General features: G+C 34.5%; 19 protein-coding genes. 11 read left to right on the top strand and 8 right to left on the bottom strand.

What is annotated here, in order from left to right; genetic code table 11:
• The first annotated feature begins 103 nt into the window (after positions 1 to 103).
• From DM444_RS04095 to DM444_RS04080, 4 genes are all read left to right on the top strand, one after another.
• Positions 104 to 952 carry a class I SAM-dependent methyltransferase gene (locus DM444_RS04095; RefSeq protein WP_111284263.1) on the top strand — a complete coding sequence of 283 codons (849 nt, stop codon included), beginning with the start codon at positions 104 to 106 and terminating at the stop codon, positions 950 to 952.
• Positions 953 to 1,188: 236 nt separating this feature from the next.
• On the top strand, positions 1,189 to 1,773 hold the full coding sequence (locus DM444_RS04090) for an OmpH family outer membrane protein (protein ID WP_095930173.1): 585 nt from the start codon (positions 1,189 to 1,191) through the stop codon (positions 1,771 to 1,773).
• 101 nt (positions 1,774 to 1,874) lie between these two features.
• Complete coding sequence (locus DM444_RS04085; RefSeq protein ID WP_111284261.1) at positions 1,875 to 4,154, top strand: helix-turn-helix domain-containing protein; 2,280 nt, start codon at positions 1,875 to 1,877, stop codon at positions 4,152 to 4,154.
• A gap of 78 nt (positions 4,155 to 4,232) precedes the next feature.
• A complete protein-coding gene (locus tag DM444_RS04080) occupies positions 4,233 to 4,994 on the top strand; it encodes a hypothetical protein (RefSeq protein WP_111284259.1) in 762 nt (253 codons plus the stop codon).
• A gap of 264 nt (positions 4,995 to 5,258) precedes the next feature.
• On the opposite strand, the gene DM444_RS04075 is transcribed toward DM444_RS04080, so the two are convergent.
• Both DM444_RS04075 and DM444_RS04070 read right to left on the bottom strand, forming a co-directional pair.
• On the bottom strand, positions 5,259 to 5,696 hold the full coding sequence (locus DM444_RS04075; protein WP_111284257.1) for a hypothetical protein: 438 nt from the start codon (positions 5,694 to 5,696) through the stop codon (positions 5,259 to 5,261).
• A gap of 122 nt (positions 5,697 to 5,818) precedes the next feature.
• Complete coding sequence (locus tag DM444_RS04070; protein WP_111284255.1) at positions 5,819 to 6,790, bottom strand: HU domain-containing protein; 972 nt, start codon at positions 6,788 to 6,790, stop codon at positions 5,819 to 5,821.
• A 237-nt stretch (positions 6,791 to 7,027) separates the two neighbouring features.
• Here DM444_RS04070 and dprA point away from each other — a divergent pair, with 237 nt between their 5' ends.
• The gene (dprA, locus tag DM444_RS04065) at positions 7,028 to 8,128 is read left to right on the top strand and encodes a DNA-processing protein DprA (protein ID WP_111284253.1); all 1,101 of its coding nucleotides are present in this window, start codon (positions 7,028 to 7,030) and stop codon (positions 8,126 to 8,128) included.
• Positions 8,129 to 8,381: 253 nt separating this feature from the next.
• Here the strand turns inward: dprA and trpS are convergent, their stop codons facing one another.
• Together trpS and DM444_RS04055 are read right to left on the bottom strand one after the other, a co-directional pair.
• A complete protein-coding gene (trpS, locus tag DM444_RS04060) occupies positions 8,382 to 9,356 on the bottom strand; it encodes a tryptophan--tRNA ligase (protein ID WP_111284251.1) in 975 nt (324 codons plus the stop codon).
• A 123-nt stretch (positions 9,357 to 9,479) separates the two neighbouring features.
• Complete coding sequence (locus DM444_RS04055) at positions 9,480 to 9,857, bottom strand: GxxExxY protein (protein WP_111284249.1); 378 nt, start codon at positions 9,855 to 9,857, stop codon at positions 9,480 to 9,482.
• Between the two features lie 253 nt (positions 9,858 to 10,110).
• On the opposite strand from DM444_RS04055, the gene DM444_RS04050 reads away from it, so the two are divergent.
• Entirely contained in the window at positions 10,111 to 10,851 is a 741-nt protein-coding gene (locus tag DM444_RS04050; protein ID WP_111284247.1) for a lysophospholipid acyltransferase family protein, read from the top strand.
• Between the two features lie 576 nt (positions 10,852 to 11,427).
• Here DM444_RS04050 and recA read toward each other — a convergent pair.
• The 4 genes from recA to DM444_RS04030 form a co-directional block, all read right to left on the bottom strand.
• On the bottom strand, positions 11,428 to 12,435 hold the full coding sequence (gene recA / locus DM444_RS04045; protein WP_111284245.1) for a recombinase RecA: 1,008 nt from the start codon (positions 12,433 to 12,435) through the stop codon (positions 11,428 to 11,430).
• Positions 12,436 to 12,578: 143 nt separating this feature from the next.
• Positions 12,579 to 13,088 carry an acyl-CoA thioesterase gene (locus tag DM444_RS04040; protein ID WP_111284243.1) on the bottom strand — a complete coding sequence of 170 codons (510 nt, stop codon included), beginning with the start codon at positions 13,086 to 13,088 and terminating at the stop codon, positions 12,579 to 12,581.
• 33 nt (positions 13,089 to 13,121) lie between these two features.
• Positions 13,122 to 13,505: a DoxX family protein gene (locus DM444_RS04035; RefSeq protein WP_111284241.1), complete on the bottom strand. Its 384-nt coding sequence runs from the start codon at positions 13,503 to 13,505 to the stop codon at positions 13,122 to 13,124.
• Positions 13,506 to 13,511: 6 nt separating this feature from the next.
• Positions 13,512 to 14,660, bottom strand: coding sequence for a DNA polymerase III subunit (locus tag DM444_RS04030; RefSeq protein WP_111284239.1), 1,149 nt, complete (start codon positions 14,658 to 14,660; stop codon positions 13,512 to 13,514).
• A 435-nt stretch (positions 14,661 to 15,095) separates the two neighbouring features.
• Here DM444_RS04030 and DM444_RS04025 point away from each other — a divergent pair, with 435 nt between their 5' ends.
• From DM444_RS04025 to DM444_RS23985, 5 genes are all read left to right on the top strand, one after another.
• Complete coding sequence (locus tag DM444_RS04025; RefSeq protein WP_111284238.1) at positions 15,096 to 15,548, top strand: hypothetical protein; 453 nt, start codon at positions 15,096 to 15,098, stop codon at positions 15,546 to 15,548.
• A 188-nt stretch (positions 15,549 to 15,736) separates the two neighbouring features.
• Positions 15,737 to 17,029 carry a hypothetical protein gene (locus tag DM444_RS04020; RefSeq protein WP_111284236.1) on the top strand — a complete coding sequence of 431 codons (1,293 nt, stop codon included), beginning with the start codon at positions 15,737 to 15,739 and terminating at the stop codon, positions 17,027 to 17,029.
• Between the two features lie 104 nt (positions 17,030 to 17,133).
• The gene (locus tag DM444_RS04015) at positions 17,134 to 17,541 is read left to right on the top strand and encodes a hypothetical protein (protein WP_239455579.1); all 408 of its coding nucleotides are present in this window, start codon (positions 17,134 to 17,136) and stop codon (positions 17,539 to 17,541) included.
• Complete coding sequence (sprC, locus tag DM444_RS04010; RefSeq protein ID WP_111284232.1) at positions 17,538 to 18,971, top strand: gliding motility protein SprC; 1,434 nt, start codon at positions 17,538 to 17,540, stop codon at positions 18,969 to 18,971. Before DM444_RS04015 ends, sprC begins: the two co-directional genes overlap by 4 nt.
• Position 18,972: 1 nt before the next feature.
• Positions 18,973 to 22,510: PorP/SprF family type IX secretion system membrane protein (locus DM444_RS23985; RefSeq protein WP_111284230.1), on the top strand; the 3,538-nt coding region annotated here is incomplete at its 3' end.

The raw sequence follows: 22,510 nt of genomic DNA, 5'->3' as shown, positions 1-22,510 counted from the left end.
AAAAAAGAATTAAAAATAAAAAAGACAAAAAAATCCTAAAAGCGATATAATTTCGTTTTTAGGATTTGCTATAAATTAAACCCAATATCTATAAATTTAAAAAATGAACGTTTTAAATAAAAAACACTTTCTTACGGTAAAAGACCATTCTGTTTCAAAAGAAATTTTTGATTTGTATTACGATGAAGAATTAGATATGCTAATTACTTCTCCACAGCCCGAACTTCAAAATTTGGGTAGATATTACGAAAGCGAAGATTATATTTCGCATACCGACAACAAACGTTCGTTATTTGAAAAAGCATATCACTTTGTAAAAAATATTGCGCTTAAGAATAAATTGAATTTAATTAATAACCAACAACCACAAAAAGGAAAACTTTTAGATATTGGAGCTGGAACTGGAGATTTTCTCTTGACAGCAAAAAATGACGGTTGGGAAACAATTGGAGTAGAGCCGAGCGATCGTGCTAAAAACATTGCAAAAGAAAAGGGAATTTCATTTGTAGAAGAAATTAGCACTTTAGAAAATCATTCTCTGGATGTAATTACTATGTGGCACGTTTTAGAACACGTTCCAGATTTAGAACTTCAGATCCAAGAATTGAAGCGTTTATTAAAACCAACTGGAACATTAATTATTGCGGTTCCAAACTACAAATCGTTTGACGCAAATCATTATCAAACTTTTTGGGCAGCTTACGATGTGCCAATTCACTTTTGGCATTTTTCGAAAAAATCAATTCAAGTGCTTTTTGAAAGAGTTGATATGAAATTGGAAAAAATCCTTCCAATGAAATTCGATTCGTTTTATGTGAGCCTTTTGTCCGAAAAATACAAAACAGGAAAGATGAATTATATTAAAGCTTTTTTCATTGGTTTGAAATCAAATTGGAAAGCGAAAAGCTCAAAAGAGTATTCATCGCATATTTATGTTTTAAAAAACAAATAGTATAAAAACATGCCTAAAAAGCCATTTTGTCTTCTTGAGATGAAATGGCTTTTTTAGTTTTGAAAAAAGCGCAAAAATGAGCCTTATTTTAGTAATAGCGTTGGATTATTGTTATTATTTTTTCTATAAATAAAAACAATATCATAAAATTTACGCATTTTTTAAACTTTATGCTGATGCTATTGATTTTTTTATATTTTTGTCTCTAATACTTAAAAAAATAGAATTTAAAAAAAATGAAAAAAGCATTAGTTATTATCGCACTTTCAGTTTTCGCAGTTTCTTGTAATAAAACAGCAGAGGTAAAGGAAGTAAAAACAGCTTACGTGGATACTTCGGTTTTGATGAAAGAATACACTGAAGCAAAAGATCTAGAGGCAAAGTACAAAGCTCAAGCGGAAGAAAAAGGTAGACAATTACAAGCTGAGATTTCACGTTTTAAACAAGACGCGGCTAATTTTCAAAGCCAGGCACAAGCAAACGGTCAAGCTTGGGCACAGCAAAGAGGAGCTGAATTGCAAAAGAGAGAGCAGCAATTAGGTTATGCTCAACAAGCATTAGCACAACAATTGCAACAAGAAAGTGGTGTTGAAATGGATTCTCTTGTTAGTGGAGTTAAAAAATTCATTAAAGATTACGGAAAGAAAAACGGTTACTCTTACATCTACGGAACTGGAGATGCTGCAACAATTTTGTATGCTGAAGAGAAATACGATATCACAAAGGAAATTATCAAAGCTTTAAATGATAAATACAAAGCAGAGCCAAAAACAGATGCAAAACCAGCAGCTGAAACAAAAGAAGGCGAAGCAAAAAAATAAAACTACCAAACTAACTAAATTACTGAAAACCTAAATCCACTAAGATTTAGGTTTTTTCTTTTTATAAAAATGCGGTAATTTTATTTTCTAATACAAGCCCAATGCAGAACGTTTCAGAAGCGGCAGCTTACACTTTACAATTCATCAATCAGACTCAAAAATCTATTTTCCTTACGGGAAAAGCAGGTACGGGAAAAACTACGCTTTTGCGAGAAATCATCGCGACAACTCACAAAAATACTGTTGTTGTTGCACCAACCGGAATCGCCGCTTTGAATGCTGGTGGCGTAACCATTCATTCCATGTTTCAACTTCCGTTTTCTGCATTTATTCCATCGTATGATGTGAGCGCGCAATTTACAGAAACGGTAAAGTTTGAAAACAAAGAATCACTTCGTCGCCATTTCAAAATGAATAATGTTAAGCGAAATGTAATTAAAAACATGGAGCTTCTTGTGATTGATGAAGTGAGTATGATGCGCGCCGATTTGTTGGACGCGGTAGATTTCATGATGCAGACCGTTCGAAGAAACACTCATCCGTTTGGTGGAGTTCAAGTTTTGTTTATTGGAGATTTGTTACAATTGCCGCCAGTGATTCGCGATGAAGAATGGCGAACGCTGAAAAACTATTACCGTGGGAAGTTCTTTTTCCATTCTCATGTGCTGCAAACGTATCCGCCAATTTATATCGAATTGTCAAAAATCTATCGCCAGACCGACGATGCTTTTATCTCGGTTTTGAACAATTTGAGAAATAACCAAATCACTCCAGAAGACATAGCCATTCTAAATCAGTATGTTAAGCCTGATTTTGACTTCAAAGAGAACAAAGGTTATATCACGTTGACAACGCATAATGCTAAAGCAGATTCTATCAACTCGCAGTCTATCAATGATTTAGATGGAAAAGAATATATCTACACGCCATTTGTTGTGGGAGATTTTCCAGAAAAGATATTTCCTGTCGAAGAAGAATTGAAATTGAAAGTCGGCGCACAAATCATGTTCGTCAAAAATGACTTGTCTTTTGAAAAGAGATATTTCAACGGAAAAATGGGAGTGATCAAATCACTTTCTGATGAAGAAATCTTTGTTCACTTTCCAGAAGAGAACATGACACTCGAAGTGGAAAAGTACGAATGGAAAAATATCCGTTACAAAGTCAACGAACAAACCAAAGATATCGAAGAAGAAGTTTTGGGAACTTTTGCACATTATCCAATCAAGCTGGCGTGGGCGATTACAGTGCACAAAAGCCAAGGTTTAACTTTTGACAAAGCAGCGCTCGATGTATCGCAAGTTTTTCTTCCGGGGCAAGCCTATGTAGCACTTTCGCGTTTGCGTTCGTTAGACGGGCTTATTTTGCTTTCTCCGATGCAGATGAATGGCATTTCGAACGACCAAGATGTGATGGATTACGCTTTGAATAGGGCAACGGAAGAAACTTTGGAGAAAGCGCTTCACTTCGAAACCAAAAATTTTATTCACAACTATTTGATAAACAGTTTTAATTGGGGAGAATTGGCGCAAGAATGGCGAAATCATCGTTTCAGTTATAACGAAAATGCGGCTGGTTCGGAGAAAACGAAACATTCGGTTTGGGCGCATAAGCGAATGGAAATCATGGAACAGCTTTTAGATCCTTCGCAGAAATTCATTTCGCAACTCAATAAAATTTTCATCAAAGAAACGGTCGATTTGTTTTTTGTGAAAGAAAGGGTAGATGCGGCCTACGATTATTTTTTCAAGCCAATGGACAAATTGGTGGATGATCTGATTTACAAAATGGCTGAAATTCAAAAATTTAAAAAAGTAAAAGAGTTCTACGAAGAGCTTAACTTTTTGGAAGATCTTCAGACCAAGGCGGTTTTGAGATTGATGAAAGCCAAGTTATTGATCGAAGTGGTTGTGGCCGGCGAAGAAATCAGTAAAGAAAAACTAACGTCGCCAAATATTAAAAATTACAAAACGAACAAAGCAGAAAGGATTCGAGAAGAGCTGAAAACGACAAATACGGACATTTTTAGGACAGAAGAACCCGTTGTTCGATACAAATCAACTAAGACGGAGAAAAGTGAGCTTAAAACGGCTAAAAAAACGACAGTCGAAGAAACGTATGATTTGTGGATGGATAAAAATTCGGTTGAAGATATTGCGAGAATGCGTAAATTGAATGTTCAAACGATCGAAGGACATTTGATAAAACTTATTCAGTCGAAGAAAATTGAAATCATCGATGTTTTGCCTTATGATAAAATTTTGGCCTTGCGTGAAGCTTTTCAATTTTATCAAGAAGAATCTTTGAGCGGTTTAAAAGAAAAACACGGCGACGAATTCACCTGGGATGAACTAAAAATGTTCAAAGCGAGCATAAATTGATTTTTTGAACGTCCTACGTGAAACACTGTTTTCTGTTTTTCAAAAATCTAATTTCTAACGCATTAAATTATTTTTGACATGAAAACATTTAAAATATTGCTAACAATTCTGTTGTTTAATTCTTCGTTTTTGATTGCTCAGGATTTGAAACCAGAATATCAAAAATTCATTTCGAAATTTATTTTGGAAGTGAAAAACGGCGATAAAGAAGCAATTGCAAAGCGAATAAAATTTCCGTTCAAACGGGAATATCCAATTCCTTCAGTGAAAGATAAAGCAGATTTTGTAAAAAGATATGATCAAATTTTTGATAAAGGTTTGATTGAAAAAATAACAAAATCTGATCCTGCGAAAGATTGGTCAGAAGTTGGCTGGCGTGGAATAATGCTGAATCAAGGGGATTTATGGATAGATACCGATGGAAAAATTATAAGCATCAATCACCAATCGGATGCAGAACTAAAATTGAAAAACGACAAGATTGCTGAGCAGAAAAAAAAGGTAAATTCTTCAGTCTCAAATTTCAAGGAACCAATAGCTATTTTAGAAACTTCAAAATTCAGAATTAGAATTGATGATTTAGGAAATGATAATTATCGTTATGTTTCTTGGTCAATCAAAAAGAAAATGACTGATACCCCAGATCTTGTAATCGAAAATGGAGTTTTTGTTGCCGATGGAACTGGCGGGAATCATTACTACGAATTTAAAAAAGGTGATTTCAAATATGAATGCTATATCATTGTTTTGGGCGAAAAAAATTCGCCGCCTGCAATGTTAACAGTTTACCAATCGGGTAAAGAGATTCTATCTCAAAATGCAAAAATTGTTTCACGATAAACATTGGAAAGAAGATTTTTAAAAAGATATTTTTTTACAAGATGTAATATCTACATAGAAATATGCGCTGAACCCCAGAGGGGTTAAATATTTATAGAATTCCAATAAAAATAAATTAAAAAAGCTCCAGCGGAGCGACACGTATTAATTGTAAAAACATGTCGCTCCGTTGGAGCTTTATATCGTAGATATTTATTTTTTCTATAAATATTTCGCTTCTCCGAAGCTTACAAAATGAAAGCTATTTTTTTAGAAAAGCGATTTTTAAATACTCGACATTGCTTTTTCTAGCTCTTTTTCCTGTGTAATTTGAGTTAGTTTTAACTTTTGAATATTAACCTCATTTTCTTTGGTTTTAATTCTCTGTTTCTGAATTTCTTCTTCAGAAATCGAAGTTGTCGTTATTTTGTTTTCAATTTTCTGATTGGCAAGTTCTAGCTTTTCAATTTTCTCTTTTGTCGATTTCAAATTGCTATCAGATTTAGATAGGTTCTTCTTTTTAATTTCGAGATCTTTTTGTTCTTTTTTCAGCTGATAAATCTTGTCATCCAACATTTTATAATTTTCTTTCAAATTTTTTTGCATTTGAAGTTCAGCTTGTTGTCGCTCCAATTCTTGCATTGTGTTTGTAGTTTGCTGAGCAAAAAAAGATTGAGAACTTAGTAATAGCAGGAACGCTAATGTTCTAAAAAGTTTGTCCATAATGTTTTAAATTTTTGAGGCTAATATATTTGAAGAAATCATCAAAGAGTGCCATTAAAATTTTTTAAAATAACAGAATAGGACAAAAAAAATCCCGTTCGATAAGAACAGGATTTTTAATTTTATAGATTTTCAACCAGAATCCAAGCATCAGGATTTTCGCCTTTTTGTATTTCTTTTTGAGCTTTTTCTGCTTCTTGCATTGTAGGGTAACTTCCGTATAAAACAGGGAATAAGCCATGTTTGTTTTCTTTTAGCATTCTAGCTTTGAAACCATCTTTGATAAGTTGATCATACGCTTTTCTTGCATTTTGTTCACTTCTAAAAGCACCCGCCATAATGTGATACGGCATTGTTACTTCAGCTGTTTCGACTTTAGCAGAATCGACAGAAAGTGTTACAGCTGGAAGTGGACTTTTGATAAAGAAAGTTGCTTCTTGGATTTTGTTTTGTACTTTTTTCTGAACGGCCTGTTCTACAACAAGTGTTTGATTATCAATTTGATTTTGGTATAAAGGATAACCAATGCTTCCTGTAATTCCAAGACCTAAAACTAAAATTGCGGCATAGCGCAAGAATGGATTTGAAGATTTGGTTTCTTCTTCATTTTCATATAACAAAACAGCATCTTTTTCTTTTGCTGCGATTTTTTCGATTTTTTTCTCGAAAGCTTCTTTTTTTACAATCGGCGAAACAAAAGGACTTAATCCAAAAGAAGTTGACAGATAATTTGTCTGATCGTTTGGTTTGAAAATAATATTGCTTTCAGAGTTTAAACGCAATTCTCCAATGTTCTTTAAGAGAATTACACCTTCTTCTTCCAATGTTTTTTTCCAGTTCAAAACCTCAAATGCAATTGCACTTACAGCAAAACCATAAGATGTTTTTTCTGCCTGTGCAATATGATTTGCCAACAATCCGTCGTTATTTTTGATACGGCTGTTGAAAGAAATGGTTTTTTTTGGCGGAAAAAACGAATTAGTGCTTTCATTCAACTGTGCTGAATGAGTTTCGGTCAAAAATGCACCAAATCCTGGAACCGTTACACACTGATAACGGTACAATAACTGTGAGATATATTCTTCGATTTTCATGATAACAAAGTTAGACAACGGCTATAGTTATCAAAATTTTATTCACAATTTTTATTAACAATCGAGAATTATTTTTAGACAATTCGTTTTCAATAAATTACGAATTGATTTTACTGAGCTTATTGATGTATAACAATTTTATTCTTAAAATTTATTAAGAATTTACTTTGTTTTATTGATATTTGCGCTTCGAAAAAGTAAAAATATTTTTTCTATTTTACATAATGTTTAAAAGATATGAACGATCAGGATTTGTTTAGTTTACTTGCCTTGCTAAAAGTTGATGGAGTGGGAGATATTCTTGGTAAAAAATTACTCCATTCCTTTGGATCTGCATCGGAGATTTTTAAAGCTAAAAATACGCAATTGGCAGCTGTTGATGGAATAGGGTCTGTTTTACTTAAAAATTTGAAAGACAAAGCTGTTTTTGAAAAAGCTGATAAAGAGCTTTCATTTATAAAAAATAACAATATCCAAGTATCTTTTTTTCAGGACGAAAGTTATCCAGAACGTCTCAAACATTGTTTTGATGCTCCAATTTTGATTTTTACTGCTGGAAATCTGGATTTCAAAAAAAAGAAAATGATAAGTATTGTTGGTACGCGTCAGATTACTTCTTATGGAACTGATTTCTGTAGAAAACTGATTGAAGATCTTGCGCCACTAGATCCCGTAATCGTCAGCGGATTTGCGTATGGAGTTGATATCGTTGCGCATCAAGCCGCAATGGATCATAACTTGCAGACTGTAGGTGTTTTGGCTCATGGATTAAATCAGATTTATCCGCGTACTCACAAAAAGCACATGGCAAAAATGGAAGAAAACGGCGGATTTATAACGGAGTTTTGGAGTGATTCGAATCCAGATAAAGAGAAGTTTGTACGCCGAAATCGAATTGTTGCAGGAATGACTGAAGCTACGATTGTGATTGAATCTGCCGATAAAGGCGGTTCGCTAATTACAGCAAATATGGCCAACGAATACAATCGTGATGTTTTTGCCGTGCCAGGAAGAGTGACAGATAAGTACAGTCAGGGCTGTAATAATTTGATTAAAACCCAGAAAGCAAATGTGTTAACAAGTGCTGCTGATCTGGTTTATATGTTGAATTGGGATATTAAAGAAAAGCCAAAAAATGTTCAGAAACAGCTTTTTGTGGAGTTAGATTCTGATGAACAAAGGATCTATGATTTTCTACAAAAGAATGGAAAAGAATTGCTTGATCTCATTGCTATTGAATGTGAAATTCCAATTTTCAAACTTTCTGGTTTTTTGATAAATATGGAACTGAAAGGTGTAATTAGACCACTTCCAGGAAAACTTTTCGAGTCAATTTAACGCAGAAAATCTGATATTTATTTTCGCGTAAAATGCTTGTATAATCGGTATAAAATATAAATCAGCAAGAGTCCGAAAACTATGTTTAGAATTTGAAATACGTATGGTGGAATATTATAATCTTCAATATACTTGTCCATGTTTTTTATGTTTAAAAGATTAATATACTTGAAGTTACAAAAAATAATTGTAAAAGAAAAACGCTGACCAATTTTACAAATGATCAGCGTTTTTTTAAATATTGTATTTAAAATTATTTCGAAAATCCTAAAACCTCTCTAACTTTTGAAAGTACACCATCAGCAATAACAGAAGCTTTTGTAGCGCCTTTTTTCAGTAGAGCATCGACTTCTTCAAGGTTGTTGATGTAATAGTTATATTTCTCTCTTTCCGTTTTAAATTTCTCTGTAATCAATTCAAACAAAGCTTGTTTTGCGTGGCCATAACCATAATTTCCGCCTAAATAATTAGCTCTCATTTGCGCAGTCTGTTCTTCGTTTGCTAGCAAAGAATATATGGCAAATGCATTACAAGTATCTGGATTTTTAGGAGCTTCAAGCGGCGTACTATCTGTTTCAATACTCATTACTTGTTTTCTTAAAGTTTTATCGTCCAAGAAAATGTTGATGATATTATTGGCAGATTTACTCATTTTTCCTCCATTTGTTCCAGGAATCAACATGATATTTTCCTCAATTTTAGCTTCTGGTAGAACAAACGTTTCTCCCATTTGATGGTTAAAACGAGCTGCAACGTCACGAGTGATTTCTAAATGCTGCAATTGATCTTTTCCAACAGGAACAAATTCTGCATCATATAGCAAAATGTCCGCAGCCATAAGCATTGGATATGTGAAAAGTCCAGCATTTACGTCGTCTAGACGATCTGCTTTATCTTTGAAAGAATGTGCTAAAGTCAATCTTTGAAATGGAAAAAAACAGCTCAAATACCAAGTCAATTCTGTAGTTTGTACCACATCAGACTGTCTGTAAAAAGTAACTTTTTCAGGATTTAAACCACACGCAAGCCAAGCTGCGGCTGTGCTATAAGTGTTTTCTCTTAAAGTTTTTCCGTCTTTAATCTGAGTGATCGAATGTAAGTCAGCAATAAATAAATAAGATTCGTTTGCTGGATCATTAGATAATTCGATCGCCGGAATAATTGCTCCTAATAAATTTCCTAAATGAGGCGTTCCTGTACTTTGAACACCAGTAAGTATTTTTGCCATTCTAGATTTTTCTTATTCTTGATCTGCAAAGTTCGTTTTTTTAACGCAGAGTTCACAGAGTTTTTCGCAGAGTTTAAGAAGATTTTTTGAGTTTTTTGAAGTTCACTGTACTTTTCTACTTTTTCAGATATTATTTATGACTCTTCTAATCCCGTTTTTCAAGAGAGCTTCATTAAAGTTAATTAGCAAACCTAGTTTATAGTTACCGAGTTTGAGGTATGTCAATGTTTGTGCTAGATGATTTGTTGTTAAAGCTTCAACGGCTTTAATTTCGATAATGAATTTGTTTTCTACTAACAAATCTATTCGATATCCGCAATCAAGTTTTATTTCTTCGAACACTAATGGCATTGGTTTTTCTTTTTCTACAGTGAGCCCTTTTTGTTTGAGTTTATGAAATAGACATTCTTGATAAACGTTTTCTAGCAGGCCAGGTCCAAGTTTTCTATGTATTTCGATTGCTAAGCCAATAACAATTGTCGAAATTTCATTTTCAGTCATTTTTTATTTTTAAATTTAACGCAGAATTTCGTATAAAAATATAAAATTTGGTTCAATAGATTTTTAAAATTTTGGACAAAACTAAAAAAGAAGTGTGAGTCTTTGAGAACTTTTGCTTTAGCAAATTTCGAAGAATTAATTAAACTTCTTTACTCCGTGGAAAAACTTAGCTATCTCTGCGCTACAAATAAAAGCAGCGAGGAGAATAAATTCTATATAGAAAATTCACTTCTGTTTTCTTACTTTTGAAACTATGAAAATATTTAAAATTGCTTTTTGGATTCTTTGGCGCGTTTGGTTTTACGTCTTGATGGCGATTCCGATAATTATTATGCTGCCATTTTTATTGATTTCTATTCTCTCAGAGAAAGGTTATCCCTATTTTTTTAAAATGGCTCGCATTTGGGCTAAATTTATCCTTTTCGGAATGGGCTTTTATTATACCGTAAAACGCGAACAGAAGCTCATTAAAGGCAAAAGTTACATGATTGTGGCTAATCATACCTCAATGACCGATATTATGCTTATGTTGGCTTTAATTAAAAACCCTTTTGTATTTGTTGGAAAGAAAGAGTTAGTGAAGATTCCGTTATTTGGATTTTTTTATAAAAGAACTTGCATCTTGGTTGACAGAAGTTCATCAAGAAGTAAAAATGAAGTTTTTAAAAGAGCTCAAAGTCGTTTAAATCAAGGTTTAAGTATTTGCATTTTTCCTGAAGGCGGGGTTCCAGATGACGAAAGCATTTTGCTTGACGAATTTAAAGATGGCGCTTTTAGATTAGCAATAGATCATCAGATTCCGATTGTACCGATTGTTTTTCCTGATAACAAAGAACGTTTTTCGTACACGTTCATGAGTGGAAGTCCTGGAAAAATGCGTGCTAGAATTTTGCCTTTTATAGAAACAAAAGGCTTGACTATTGACCATAGAAAAGAATTAAGAGATCAAGTTAGAGATATAATTTACAAGGGTTTAATTGATTTTCAAAATTAAACAGTAAAACATTATGTAAAATACAAAAGCCGGTAGATTTATTAAATCTACCGGCTTTTCTTTGAATTAAAAACCCCCTATTTTTATTCAAAATATTATCTGTGAATTATCTTTTCTGAAATAAAACGCAATACTTTTTTAAATCTTAATTTGGTTTTTCTTCGGTTTTTATTGTACAACAATTCTATTTTTTCTTTCATGGTTAAAAATATTAATGGTTGATAATAAAGAGTTTAGGTAATAACTCAAGTTAACGTCATAATATTATGGATGAAGAAAAGTAAAAAAGGTTGCGTCAAAAAATGAAAAAAATCGAAAAAAATGGAAAATTTGATAAAAAACCCGCTAGATAGATAATCTAGCGGATTTCTAATGTTTAAATAACCAACCAATGTAAATTCTAAAAAAACCTGCAAATTGATATTGGCATGTATCAATTATAGAACCGCTTTTTTTAATAGATGAAAATTTTTAGAAAAGGTTGCGTGAAAATTTCATTTTTATTTTTTGAAACAAAAAAAGCCGAGGATTATAAAAATCACTCGGCTTTTTAATAGTCCTTTTTTGACTTATTTATTAAGCATTCGCTAATTCTTTCATGTGTTCTTTAATTTTAATTTCCAGTTCTTCAGCTAGTTCTGGATTATCTTTAATTAAAGCTTTAACAGCGTCACGACCTTGACCTAGTTTTGTATCGCCGTAGCTAAACCAAGATCCTGCCTTTTTAACGATGTCAAATTCAACAGCTAAATCTAAAATTTCACCTGTTTTAGAAACTCCTTCTCCGTACATAATGTCGAATTCTGCAGTTTTAAATGGCGGTGCAACTTTGTTTTTAACAATTTTTACTTTAGTTCTGTTACCGATTACGTTCTCACCATCTTTAATTTGAGCCGAACGACGAATATCTAAACGTACAGAAGCGTAAAATTTAAGTGCGTTACCTCCAGTTGTTGTTTCTGGATTTCCGAACATAACACCAATTTTTTCACGAAGCTGATTGATAAAGAAAACCGTACAATTTGTCTTGCTGATAGTTCCAGTAAGTTTTCTCAAAGCTTGAGACATTAAACGTGCGTGAAGACCCATTTTAGAATCTCCCATTTCACCTTCAATCTCACTTTTTGGAGTTAAAGCGGCAACAGAGTCAATTACAACGATGTCTATAGCTCCAGAACGAATTAAGTTTTCGGCAATTTCTAAAGCTTGTTCTCCGTTGTCTGGCTGAGAGATAATTAAGTTTTCGATATCAACATTTAATTTCTCAGCATAGTTTCTATCAAATGCGTGCTCCGCATCGATAAAAGCAGCTATACCACCAGCTTTTTGCGCTTCAGCAATGGCGTGAAGTGTCAAGGTAGTTTTTCCAGAAGATTCTGGACCATATATTTCAATAATTCTTCCTTTTGGATATCCATTTACCCCAAGAGCTAAGTCAACACCTAGTGAGCCAGAAGAAATCGTTTCTACTTCTACAATGGCTCTATCGCCCATTTTCATTACGGTTCCTTTTCCGTAGGTTTTGTCAAGTTTATCAAGCGTTAGTTGTAGCGCTTTTAATTTGGCTTCTTTGTCTGAACTCATTTTTTTCTAATATCTAAATTATTATTTTGTCTTTCTGGATAAAAATAAGAAAATTCTTCTATATTTTAATAGTCTATATTTTCAATTTGTAAAATTACTTCTTTTTCTGAAGTTTGATTGTTCCAAATTGTCACAAATTTGATCTATAAAAATAATGCCTTTAATTCTGTTGCATCAGAAGGTTTTATTTTACCAGCTAGCAGTAAACTCAATTGTTTACGACGAAGAGCAGCATCAAATCGCTGGATTTCTAGTTCTGTTTCTGGTACAATTGCCGGAACTTCAACGGGTCTTCCGGTGTCATCGACAGCAACGAAAGTATAAATTGCTTCATTAGCTTTGGTTCTGTTTCCAGATTCGCGGTCTTCGACCCAAACGTCAATAAAAACTTCCATAGAACTTTTGAAAGATCTTGAAACTTTTGCCTCTACGGTTACAACGCTTCCAAGCGAAATTGCTCTGTTAAAAGCAACGTGATTTACAGAAGCCGTTACTACAATTCGGCGCGAATGTCTGCGGGCTGCAATACTTGCCGCGCGATCCATTCTGGCTAATAACTCACCGCCAAAAAGATTGTTTAAAGGATTTGTTTCGCTCGGTAAAACTAAATCAGTTAAAATAGTTAAGGATTCTGAAGGATGTTTTGGATTCATTTTTTTTATCTAAAAATTTAAAAATTGTATTGGTTAATTCAACCAATAAACAGCCATTACAGCTGGTATAAAATATATAACAATGGTTCTCGCACCATCGTAATCTTTTGCAAGTCTTTGTCCGAAAAGCATCATTAACAAAGAGATACATGAAAATATTGCTCCGTAAAAACCAAATTCTCTTCCGTTGTTTGTAAATAACTGAATACCTCCTACAACGCATAAAATTCCTGAAATCAGTTCCAAAATGAGTAAGTGTAAAAGCGCAAGCGGAACCTGATTTTTTAATGGTGTTTTGGCAAAATGTTCTTTAAGCCAAGCGACATTATCTTTCCAATAAAAAATTTTTTCGTAACCTGATTGTAAAAAAGTTAATGCTAAAAAAGCTAAAAGTAAAATTGAGGCAACATTGTTCATTATGAATTATTTTTTATGAATTAAACGAGTCAACTTGATCGATAAATCGGTTAGGATTATTTTCGCATTTCCATTTCTTTCAATGTGATACATAGCATCTGAAAGTTCTTTGAATATATCGTGAATGTTATTTCCATTTACAAACGGAGCAAAATTTTCCAGTTTGAATTTATCCACTTTTGGTTCGATGTAAACTAAACTCGGTGCTTGATAATTTAGCATTAGAGCTTGGCGGAACATTTCGATACAATACTGAATAAATTTTTTCTGGCTTTCGCGTCCCAGCGCAGCAATCTGCTCGCTCCAGGAAATTAAATCTTGAATGGCAGCGGCGTTTCCTTTTGCTCTAAAAGCGGCGCGAACCCAATTGACAAACCATTGTTCAAAAGGAAATTCATCATCGTCTTCTTTTAACAAATGCAATGCTTTATTAAAATTTCCTTGCGCTTGATGTGCTATCTTTTTGGCTAAATTCAAATCGATATTTTCTTTGGCAACTAATGCTTCAGCGATCACTTTTTCTGGAAGTCCGTTAAAGTGAATTACCTGACATCGCGAACGTATGGTTTGAATAATATCTTCTTCATTTTCGGAAATCAGAATAAACACGGTTTTTTCTGAAGGTTCTTCTAAAAGTTTCAAAAGTTTATTGGATGCTGCGATATTCATTTTATCGGCCATCCAGATAATCATAATTTTGTAACCACCTTCGTAAGATTTTAGCGCAAGCGATTTTAAGACTTCCTGCGCATCTTCAACCCGAATTTCTCCTTGTTTGTTTTGGACACCGAGAATTTTGTACCAATCGAATAACCCTCCGTAAGGCATTTCCAGAATAAAACTGCGCCAGTCCTGAATAAAATCTAGACTTTTGGGTTTTGTTTTAACATCTTCGGTTGTAACAGTTGGATAAATAAAATGCAGATCGGGATGTGAGATGTTATCAAACTTTAGATTGCAAGAATCATTTCCGTTTGAATTTTCGTCGCCAGTATTGCTGCATAAAATATATTGGGCATAGGCAATGGCGGTTATTAATGTGCCGCTTCCTTCTGGACCGACGAACAATTGTGCGTGAGGAATTCTACCAGAAGCAGCACTTTTTATCAAGTGGCTTTTGATGTAATCTTGACCTAAAATTTGAGAAAATTGCATGGAACAAAGATAGAAGAAAATGGTATAGTCAAAAATTTTCCAGTTAAGATTATTTCGCCAGTATATTTTTGAAATTTAGAAACTGATTTCTGAAATTTTTTAAGATGATTTTCGACAGAATTTTGTTAATAAATATCTTCAAGTGAGTAAATATCAAGATGTTTTTGTTAATATTTTTTTTCGAAAATCGGCAAACGTAAGTTTTTTTTTATTATTTAAAGTTAGATTTTTTTTGTTTTTATAGCGAATATCCTACGTTTGCGACGTTAACATTTTTAACAAAAAGCACGTTAAAACGCACATTTTCTCGACATAACGCTGGTTTTTAAGGTTTTTTTAAGATTTTTTTTTGAAAAAAAAAGTCATTGAAGTTGTAATTTAACTTAATTTCTATATTTTTGTTTTTATCAACAACCAATTATAAAATAAGAATCTATGAAAGGGAAAATTATTCTATTTAGTGCTTTTTTTATCTTAACTACAGCGGCTGCTTCAGCACAAGCTAAAAACGCACCAAGAAGTATTATTAGTACAACTGCGCTTATCCGAAAATACCATGATCAAAAAGAATTGAGTGGTATGCAAAAAGGAGAACTTTTGGAATTATACATTGAGCGTATTAAAGTTTTGGTAAAAACTCTCCCTTACATCGCTTTGGTTACTAAACCAGGTGTTACTATGGCAGACTTAGGTATTCCAGACGATAGTGAACACAAAAAAGTTTTAGATGCTCAAGCAATCGGTACAACAACATTCTTAGATACGACAGTAGAGTTTCAGAGAAAGATGATGCCTTATTCTGATAAAGGAAATCTAATCGCTGCAATTTTGTTCTACGAAAGTACATTGAAATCATTACACGAGTTCAACGATTTGAACGAAATGTAATAAAGCTCAAATTTTTTAAAATATTTTTTAAAGGGTTCGCGCAAGCAGATAAGGTTTGCGTAGTTTTTTAAAAAACAAAATAAAAAAATAACTCATTCTCGAAGGTTCTGAAAATTTCGGAAAATTCGAGAGGAGTTTTTTCGTTTACGCATACCCAAATTTATTATTAACAGTAATACCCCCTTATCATGAAAAAAATTACTCAATTAATCTGCGTTCTTTTGACAGTTACGAGTATGAGTGCTCAACAAGAGAAAGGAATTATGGGCTACACCAATTGGTTAAACAACTGGACTGAGTTTAAGCCTAACAAAGTTGACTATGGAGAAGCAAACCAAATTTTGGCAGGAAACATTTCTGTTAATACTAAATTGCTTAAAAGAAATATTTACGTTTTACAAGGAAACGTTTATGTTACAAACAATGCTGTTTTAACTATCGAGCCTGGAACAGTAATTATTGGAGACTTCGAAACTAAAGGAGCATTAGTAATCACTAAAGGTGCACAATTAATCGCTGATGGTTTAGAAACAGATCCAATTGTATTTACTTCAAACCGAAGCATGAAAAAAGCTGGAGATTGGGGTGGAATCGTACTTCTTGGAGATGCACCAATTAACAAATTCGGAAATGTAGGTTCTTATAACCTAGATCTTGATCCAACTATGACTACTTACGGTGGAGACAACGTAGCTTCAAACTCTGGAATCTTAAGATTCGTTAGAATCGAGTTTGCTGGTAAAAAAGTAAAAGGAGCAGATACTTTCAATGGTTTAACTCTTGCAGGTATTGGAAACAAAACAGTTTTAGAGAACATTATGGTTAGCTACGCTGGCGGAGATTCTTTCGGAATCTTAGGTGGTGACATCAATGCTACAAAATTCGTTTCTTATAAATCAGTTAACGACGACTTTAAATTTAATCAAGGAGTTCAATGTCGTTTCTTTAACTCTTTAGCAGTTAGATCTTCTTATTTCTCAAGTACTAAAGACGGATCTCGTTGTATGGAGGTTAGATCTTTTGACAAGAAAAGTGAAACAGATTTCACTAAAAAACAAACTTTAGTTGTTGCAAGTAATATTACAATGGTTAATGACAGCGAGAACATCAATGCTGACATTCAAGCAGGATTAGTAAAAGAGGCTGTTTATGTAGCTGAAAATGCTTCTCTTGAAATGAAAAGAAGTGTGATCTCTGGATTCAACCCTGCAGTATTATTAGACAGCAAAACTGAAATCAATGATGCCAACCTTAAAAAAATCAAATTTGAGGAAATGTATTTCAACTTATGTAAAGGAAACATCTTTACTGAATACAATTCTAACAATGAAGATTTAGAAAGCTGGTATGGAAACAGTGTTTTCTTTAACGTGTACTCACAAAGTGATAACAAAGAAACATTCATTGATATCTTCAATCCAAAAAAACCAGATTTTAGATTACAATTAGGAAAAATCACGGCTTCTAGCGGTAATAGATAAATAGTTTCGATTTTTATTTTCCACGGCGTAAATTTTATTAATAAAGTCCCCAGACACAATTTATGTATCGTCTATAAAGGACCCCAAATAAAGATCAAGACATAATGGTATCTACGAAAAAATATTTTTTATATATAATATTTTTGGTTTCGCCTGTATCGTTAACTCTATATGCACAGGACACAGCAGAAAATCCTACTAAGGCTGCTGTTTCTGAGTGTGGTTTAACTTTGGCTAACATTAACCAAAATAATAATAGTGCTGTTGTTGAAAACAATGGCCAGACAAGTAATTTAAATCAGTTTATAGTAGGGATGTCCAACCCCAAGGACAGCCTTACTATAGCAGCTGAGTCAAATGCTGTATCTAACTGTGAAGAGAATTCATCATTTGCTGCAACTTCAATTCTTGCAAAAGACATAATTGAAAATTACAAATATGATTTTTCTGAAACTTTTATAGATATCTTGTTTTTTGAGCGTATAGATTTAGCAAGAAAACGCACTATATGATTCAAAAAATTACTTTATCTTTTACCAAATTATTACTTTTATTTAGCATTTTATTCTTTGCTAAATCGAGTACCTATGCCCAAACGATAGTGCCTCAAACATTTGATGGCCTAGAAAAACTTTGTGCTGGTAACTCGTTCAATGAATTTTATGCAACCTTTAGTTATATAGATTTTCCCGCAGGTACGACGTTCGTAGTTGAGCTTTCAGATGCTGCGGGAAATTTTACTTCTCCTGTTTCTACAACGTTACTTCAAACAATAGACGTTTCTGCAACCCAACAAACAATTAAATATGCGGTTCCAACAGATTTAGTTGGTTCAGATATTTATAGTTTAAGAGTTAAAAGTTCTACTGGAGTTACGAGTACTAGATTTAAAAACTCTTTAGGAAACACTTCTTTTCCTGCTTATTTTAAACAATTTGAAGGTTCGTTTTTTATTAATAACAAAAGTGATGTTGCTATGCTTTGTTCTGGCGGCAGTTTAACACTTAGTATTAGTACTGAAGATCCTTCTCCAGCATCAATCGCAAACATTAAATATAAATGGTACAAAGATGATGTTCTAATTGCAGGACAAAGCTCTAAAGAGTTAGTGGTAAATAGTACAGGAAAGTATTATGCAGAAATCGATTATGGACAATGTTCTGATGTGAACTTTAGTTCAAATCGTGTTAACGTTACTTCTTCAAGCAGTGGGTCTGCGGTAACAATAGACTCAAGTTTAGGAAATCCATTTTGCGCAAGCGGAACGGGAACAGTTTTAACTGCAACTTCAGGAAATAGTTATGTTTGGAAAAAAGATGGTGTAATAATTACTGGCGCTACAACCCGTACTTATTCTACTAATGAATCTGGAGTTTATTCTGTAGAAGTAGATTTTGGAGGATGTAAAGCCATAGGAAGTATCGATCTTCAAAGCAACAGTTTTGAGGCAACAATAGATGCTCAAGATGGATATAAATTGAACGAAGGCGAGACTATTACGGTTACTGTTACAACAGATGCTACTGGCGCTACGTATGAGTGGTATTTGAATAACAATTTGATTTCTGGTCAAACAGCAAATTCTTATGTTATTTCTGTAAAAGGGAACTATAAAGTAATAATTTCTCAAGTATCTGGCTGTATAGCTAGTAAAGAGTTTTCATTTAGAATTAATGGTGATTCTACTCCTTCTGGAGTTATTCCAAACATTATTAAATTAAGCGGGATGAATCCATATTGGAATATTCCTGACGAATATAAAAATGCAACTACAAAAGTAATTATCATTAGCTCAAACGGTGATAAGGTTTTAGATGTAGTAAATTATCAAGGCGATTGGCCTCAAAACAATATAGATTTTAAAAATGTAAATCCAGTTTATTACTATGTCATTCAATCGGATACAGGTGAGAAAAAAGGATCAATAACTGTGATAAAATAATATGAAGAAACTTTTACTATTCATCACTTTATTTTACGGTTTTTCAAGTTTACTCTATTCTCAAAATACAGCTGAGGATGGAGTTGTTTCGTTTTCATTACCAATAAGAAATTCGTTAAAGTTTAATAGATATTTAATTAACCCAACTTTCAGTTTTGTTAGAGAATCAAACCCCTATGTTAGTTTTTATAACAAAAGACAATGGGTTCAGTTTGAAAATGCTCCACAAACCTATTTAGCAAATTATTCTGGACGTTTTAGAGAGAATGAAGCTTTTGCATTTGGTTTGTTTCAACAAAATTATGGATTAATGACTGTTTTTGGCGGAGTGGCCAATTTCGCTCATAACATCGTTATCCAAGATGACAGTAATTTAACTTTTGGTTTAAACGTTGGCGTTTATCAAAGTGGTTTAAATAAAGGAAAAATTATCTCTGAAGATTCAGATATCCTAACAGGAGATTATCCTTCAAGTACATTACTTACAGTTAATCCAGGTATTAACTACGGGACAGATTTCCTTGATTTCGGATTATCGATTAACAACTTAGTACTTTACAATTTCGGATCAGGAGTGGTAAAAGATGATCCAGAAAGAGCAATTCAATTGCACGCAATGTACACTGGATATATTGATAGCTACGGTTTTTTTGACAGAAGTAAATTTTCTGGAATCGTTAGAACAGAGATTAAAAAAGACAAAACAGTTATTTCAGGACTTGGAATGCTAGCACTTCAGCAAGGAGTTTGGGCACAAGTTGGTTATAACACTTTATACGGAGTTTCAGCGGGACTTGGGGTTAATCTTTCTCCAAGTATTGCTATTGAATATAATTACGAAAGAGGAATGGGCAATTTCTCTAATCTAGGCGGTTCACATGAATTTGCCATTGCCTACAAATTCAAAAATAGAAATTACTATTACGGAGATGACGATGAAGGTTCGATAATCGATCCAGCTAAGCCAAAATCAGTTCCAGCCAAACCAAAATCGGAGGCAACTCAGGTTAACAGAGCTGAAATCGCTGAAAAGAACAGACTGGCAGCCGAAGCAAAAGCACAAGCCGATGCCGAAGCAAAACAAGCAAGATTAGTGGCAGCTGAAAAAGTTAAGGCAGACGCCGAAGCAAAAGCGAAAGCTAAACTGGAAGCAGATAACAAAGCGAAGGCAGACGCAGAAGCAAAAGCGAAAGCTAAATTAGAAGCAGATAATAAAGCGAAGGCTGATGCTGAAGCTATAAAAATAAAACTTGCCGCAGATGCAAAAGCAAAAGCCGATGCAGCAGCAGCCGCTAGAGCACAGAGTGCAGCAGCAAATAAAGCGGTAGCGGAAACTAAAAAAACACAAGCGCAATTGGCTGCTGATAAAGCGAGAGCTGATGCGGAAGAACGCAGATTGAAATTAGCTGCAGATAATAAAGCACGAGTTGATGCGGCAGCGGCTGCGAGAGCGCAAGCAGCAGCAAATAAATCTGGAGCAACAGTACAAAAAACACAAGAAGAGTTAGCTGCAGACAAAGCTCATGCTGATGCTGAAGCAATGAAATTGAAATTAGCTGCTGATGCTAAAGCTAAGGCAGACGCAGAAGCATTACAAGCTAAATTAGCTTCGGCAGATAAAGCAAAAGCAGATGCAGAGGCTGCAAAAGCTAAAGCGGCCGCAGCGAATGCAGCAGCACCAACACAGCAAAAAACAGCTGCACAACTAGCAGTAGAAAAAGCAAGAGCAAATTCTGAAGCAGCAGCAAAAATGAGATTGGCGGCAGCTGAAAAAGCAAAAGCCGATGCAGAAGCTGCAAGACAAGCAAGATTGGCGGCGGCAGAAAAAGCAAAAGCTGATGCTGAAGAACGCAGATTAAAATTAATAGCTGATAATAAAGCAAAAGTAGAAGCTGCAGAAGAAAAACGTAAAGCAGATGCAAAAGCGAAAGCAGAGGCTGCAGATATGCAATCAATCTTAGCTGCTGATGCAAAAGCGAAAGCAGATTCAGATGCTTTACAAGCAAGATTAGCTGCTGAAGCAAAAGCAAAAGCCGCTGCAGAAGCTAAGACAAAAACATCTATTGATGCTGCAAATAGAGCTAAACTGACAGCAGATCAAAAAGCAAAAGTTGCAGAAGAAGCTGCGCTTAAAGAAAAATTAGCTGCAGATGCAAAAGCAAAAGCTGATGCAGAAGCAAGACAAGCACTTATAGCTGCTGAAGCAAAAGCGAAAGCTGACGCAGAAGCATTGAAAATAAAACAAGCTGAAGAAGCGAAAGCAAAAGCTGATGAAGAAGTTCGTCAAGCACAGTTAGCTGCTGAAGCAAAAGCTAAAGCTGATGCAGAGGCATTACAGGCGAAACTTGTTGCTGAAGCAAAAGCAAAAACAGATGCTGAAGCTGCGGCGAAAGCAAAATTAGATGCTGATGCAAAAGCAAAAGCGGACGCTGAAGCAGAAAAAGTAAGATTAGCATCAGAAGCAAAAGCAAAAGCGGATGCTGAAGCAGAACAAGCAAGATTGGCTGCAGATGCAAAAGCAAAAGCAGATATGGAAGCTTTGCAAGCTAAATTAATTGCTGATGCAAGAGTAAAAGCCGATGCTGAAGCTACTGCTAAAGCAAAAGCGGAAGCAGAAGCTAAAAAATTACAAGAAGCAGAAGATGCTCGCCAAGCGAAACTTGCAGCAGATGCAAAAGCGAAAGCTGATGCGGAAGCAGAAAAAGCAAGATTAGCATCTGAAGCAAAAGCAAAAGCCGATGCAGAGGCATTACAAGCTAAGCAAGCTGCTGAAGAAAAAGCTAGAGTTGCAGAAGAAGCTCGTCAAGCGAAACTTGCAGCAGAAGCAAAAGCGAAAGCCGACGCTGAAGCAGAAAAAGCAAGATTAGCATCTGAAGCAAAAGCAAAAGCTGATGCTGAGGCATTACAAGCTAAACAAGCTGCTGAAGAAAAAGCTAGAGTTGCAGAAGAAGCTCGTCAGGCGAAATTGGCAGCAGATGCAAAAGCGAAAGCTGATGCGGAAGCAGAAAAAGTAAGATTAGCATCTGAAGCAAAAGCAAAAGCGGATGCAGAGGCATTACAAGCTAAGCAAGCTGCAGAAGAAAAAGCTAGAGTTGCAGAAGAAGCTCGTCAGGCGAAATTAGCGGCTGACGCTAAGGCAAAAGCAGACGCTGAAGCATTACAAGTTAAGCAAGCTGCTGAAGAAAAAGCTAGAGTTGAAGAAGAGGCTCGTCAAGCGAAATTAGCTGCGGATGCAAAAGCAAAAGCCGATGCAGAAGCGTTACAAGCAAAACTTGCAGCAGACGCGAAAGCAAAAGCTGATATGGAGGCTTTACAAGCAAAATTATTGGCAGATGCAAAAGTGAAAGCAGATGCTGAAGCTACAGCAAAAGCTAAAGCGGAAGCAGAAGCTAAAAAATTACAAGAAGAAGAGCGCCAAGCGAAATTAGCAGCCGACGCAAAAGCAAAAGCTGATGCAGAAGCAGAAAAAGTAAGATTAGCGGCAGAAGCAAAAGCTAAGGCAGATGCACAAGCATTACAAGCTAAACAAGCTGCTGAAG

Source organism: Flavobacterium ginsenosidimutans (assembly GCF_003254625.1).
Classification (GTDB): Bacteria; Bacteroidota; Bacteroidia; order Flavobacteriales; family Flavobacteriaceae; genus Flavobacterium; species Flavobacterium ginsenosidimutans.
This window is presented reverse-complemented; position numbering and strand designations above follow the sequence as displayed.

What these genes read in the sequence shown, in the direction of transcription:
- DM444_RS04030 (WP_111284239.1), bottom strand. Translation starts at nt 14,660, where the DNA reads ATGCAATTTTCTCAAATTTTAGGTCAAGATTACATCAAAAGCCACTTG.
- dprA (WP_111284253.1), top strand. Translation starts at nt 7,028, where the DNA reads ATGAACGATCAGGATTTGTTTAGTTTACTTGCCTTGCTAAAAGTTGAT.
- sprC (WP_111284232.1), top strand. Translation starts at nt 17,538, where the DNA reads ATGATTCAAAAAATTACTTTATCTTTTACCAAATTATTACTTTTATTT.
- DM444_RS04080 (WP_111284259.1), top strand. Translation starts at nt 4,233, where the DNA reads ATGAAAACATTTAAAATATTGCTAACAATTCTGTTGTTTAATTCTTCG.
- trpS (WP_111284251.1), bottom strand. Translation starts at nt 9,356, where the DNA reads ATGGCAAAAATACTTACTGGTGTTCAAAGTACAGGAACGCCTCATTTA.
- recA (WP_111284245.1), bottom strand. Translation starts at nt 12,435, where the DNA reads ATGAGTTCAGACAAAGAAGCCAAATTAAAAGCGCTACAACTAACGCTT.
- DM444_RS04085 (WP_111284261.1), top strand. Translation starts at nt 1,875, where the DNA reads ATGCAGAACGTTTCAGAAGCGGCAGCTTACACTTTACAATTCATCAAT.
- DM444_RS04055 (WP_111284249.1), bottom strand. Translation starts at nt 9,857, where the DNA reads ATGACTGAAAATGAAATTTCGACAATTGTTATTGGCTTAGCAATCGAA.
- DM444_RS04020 (WP_111284236.1), top strand. Translation starts at nt 15,737, where the DNA reads ATGAAAAAAATTACTCAATTAATCTGCGTTCTTTTGACAGTTACGAGT.
- DM444_RS04050 (WP_111284247.1), top strand. Translation starts at nt 10,111, where the DNA reads ATGAAAATATTTAAAATTGCTTTTTGGATTCTTTGGCGCGTTTGGTTT.
- DM444_RS04035 (WP_111284241.1), bottom strand. Translation starts at nt 13,505, where the DNA reads ATGAACAATGTTGCCTCAATTTTACTTTTAGCTTTTTTAGCATTAACT.
- DM444_RS04015 (WP_239455579.1), top strand. Translation starts at nt 17,134, where the DNA reads ATGGTATCTACGAAAAAATATTTTTTATATATAATATTTTTGGTTTCG.
- DM444_RS04090 (WP_095930173.1), top strand. Translation starts at nt 1,189, where the DNA reads ATGAAAAAAGCATTAGTTATTATCGCACTTTCAGTTTTCGCAGTTTCT.
- DM444_RS04075 (WP_111284257.1), bottom strand. Translation starts at nt 5,696, where the DNA reads ATGGACAAACTTTTTAGAACATTAGCGTTCCTGCTATTACTAAGTTCT.
- DM444_RS04095 (WP_111284263.1), top strand. Translation starts at nt 104, where the DNA reads ATGAACGTTTTAAATAAAAAACACTTTCTTACGGTAAAAGACCATTCT.
- DM444_RS04025 (WP_111284238.1), top strand. Translation starts at nt 15,096, where the DNA reads ATGAAAGGGAAAATTATTCTATTTAGTGCTTTTTTTATCTTAACTACA.
- DM444_RS04040 (WP_111284243.1), bottom strand. Translation starts at nt 13,088, where the DNA reads ATGAATCCAAAACATCCTTCAGAATCCTTAACTATTTTAACTGATTTA.
- DM444_RS04070 (WP_111284255.1), bottom strand. Translation starts at nt 6,790, where the DNA reads ATGAAAATCGAAGAATATATCTCACAGTTATTGTACCGTTATCAGTGT.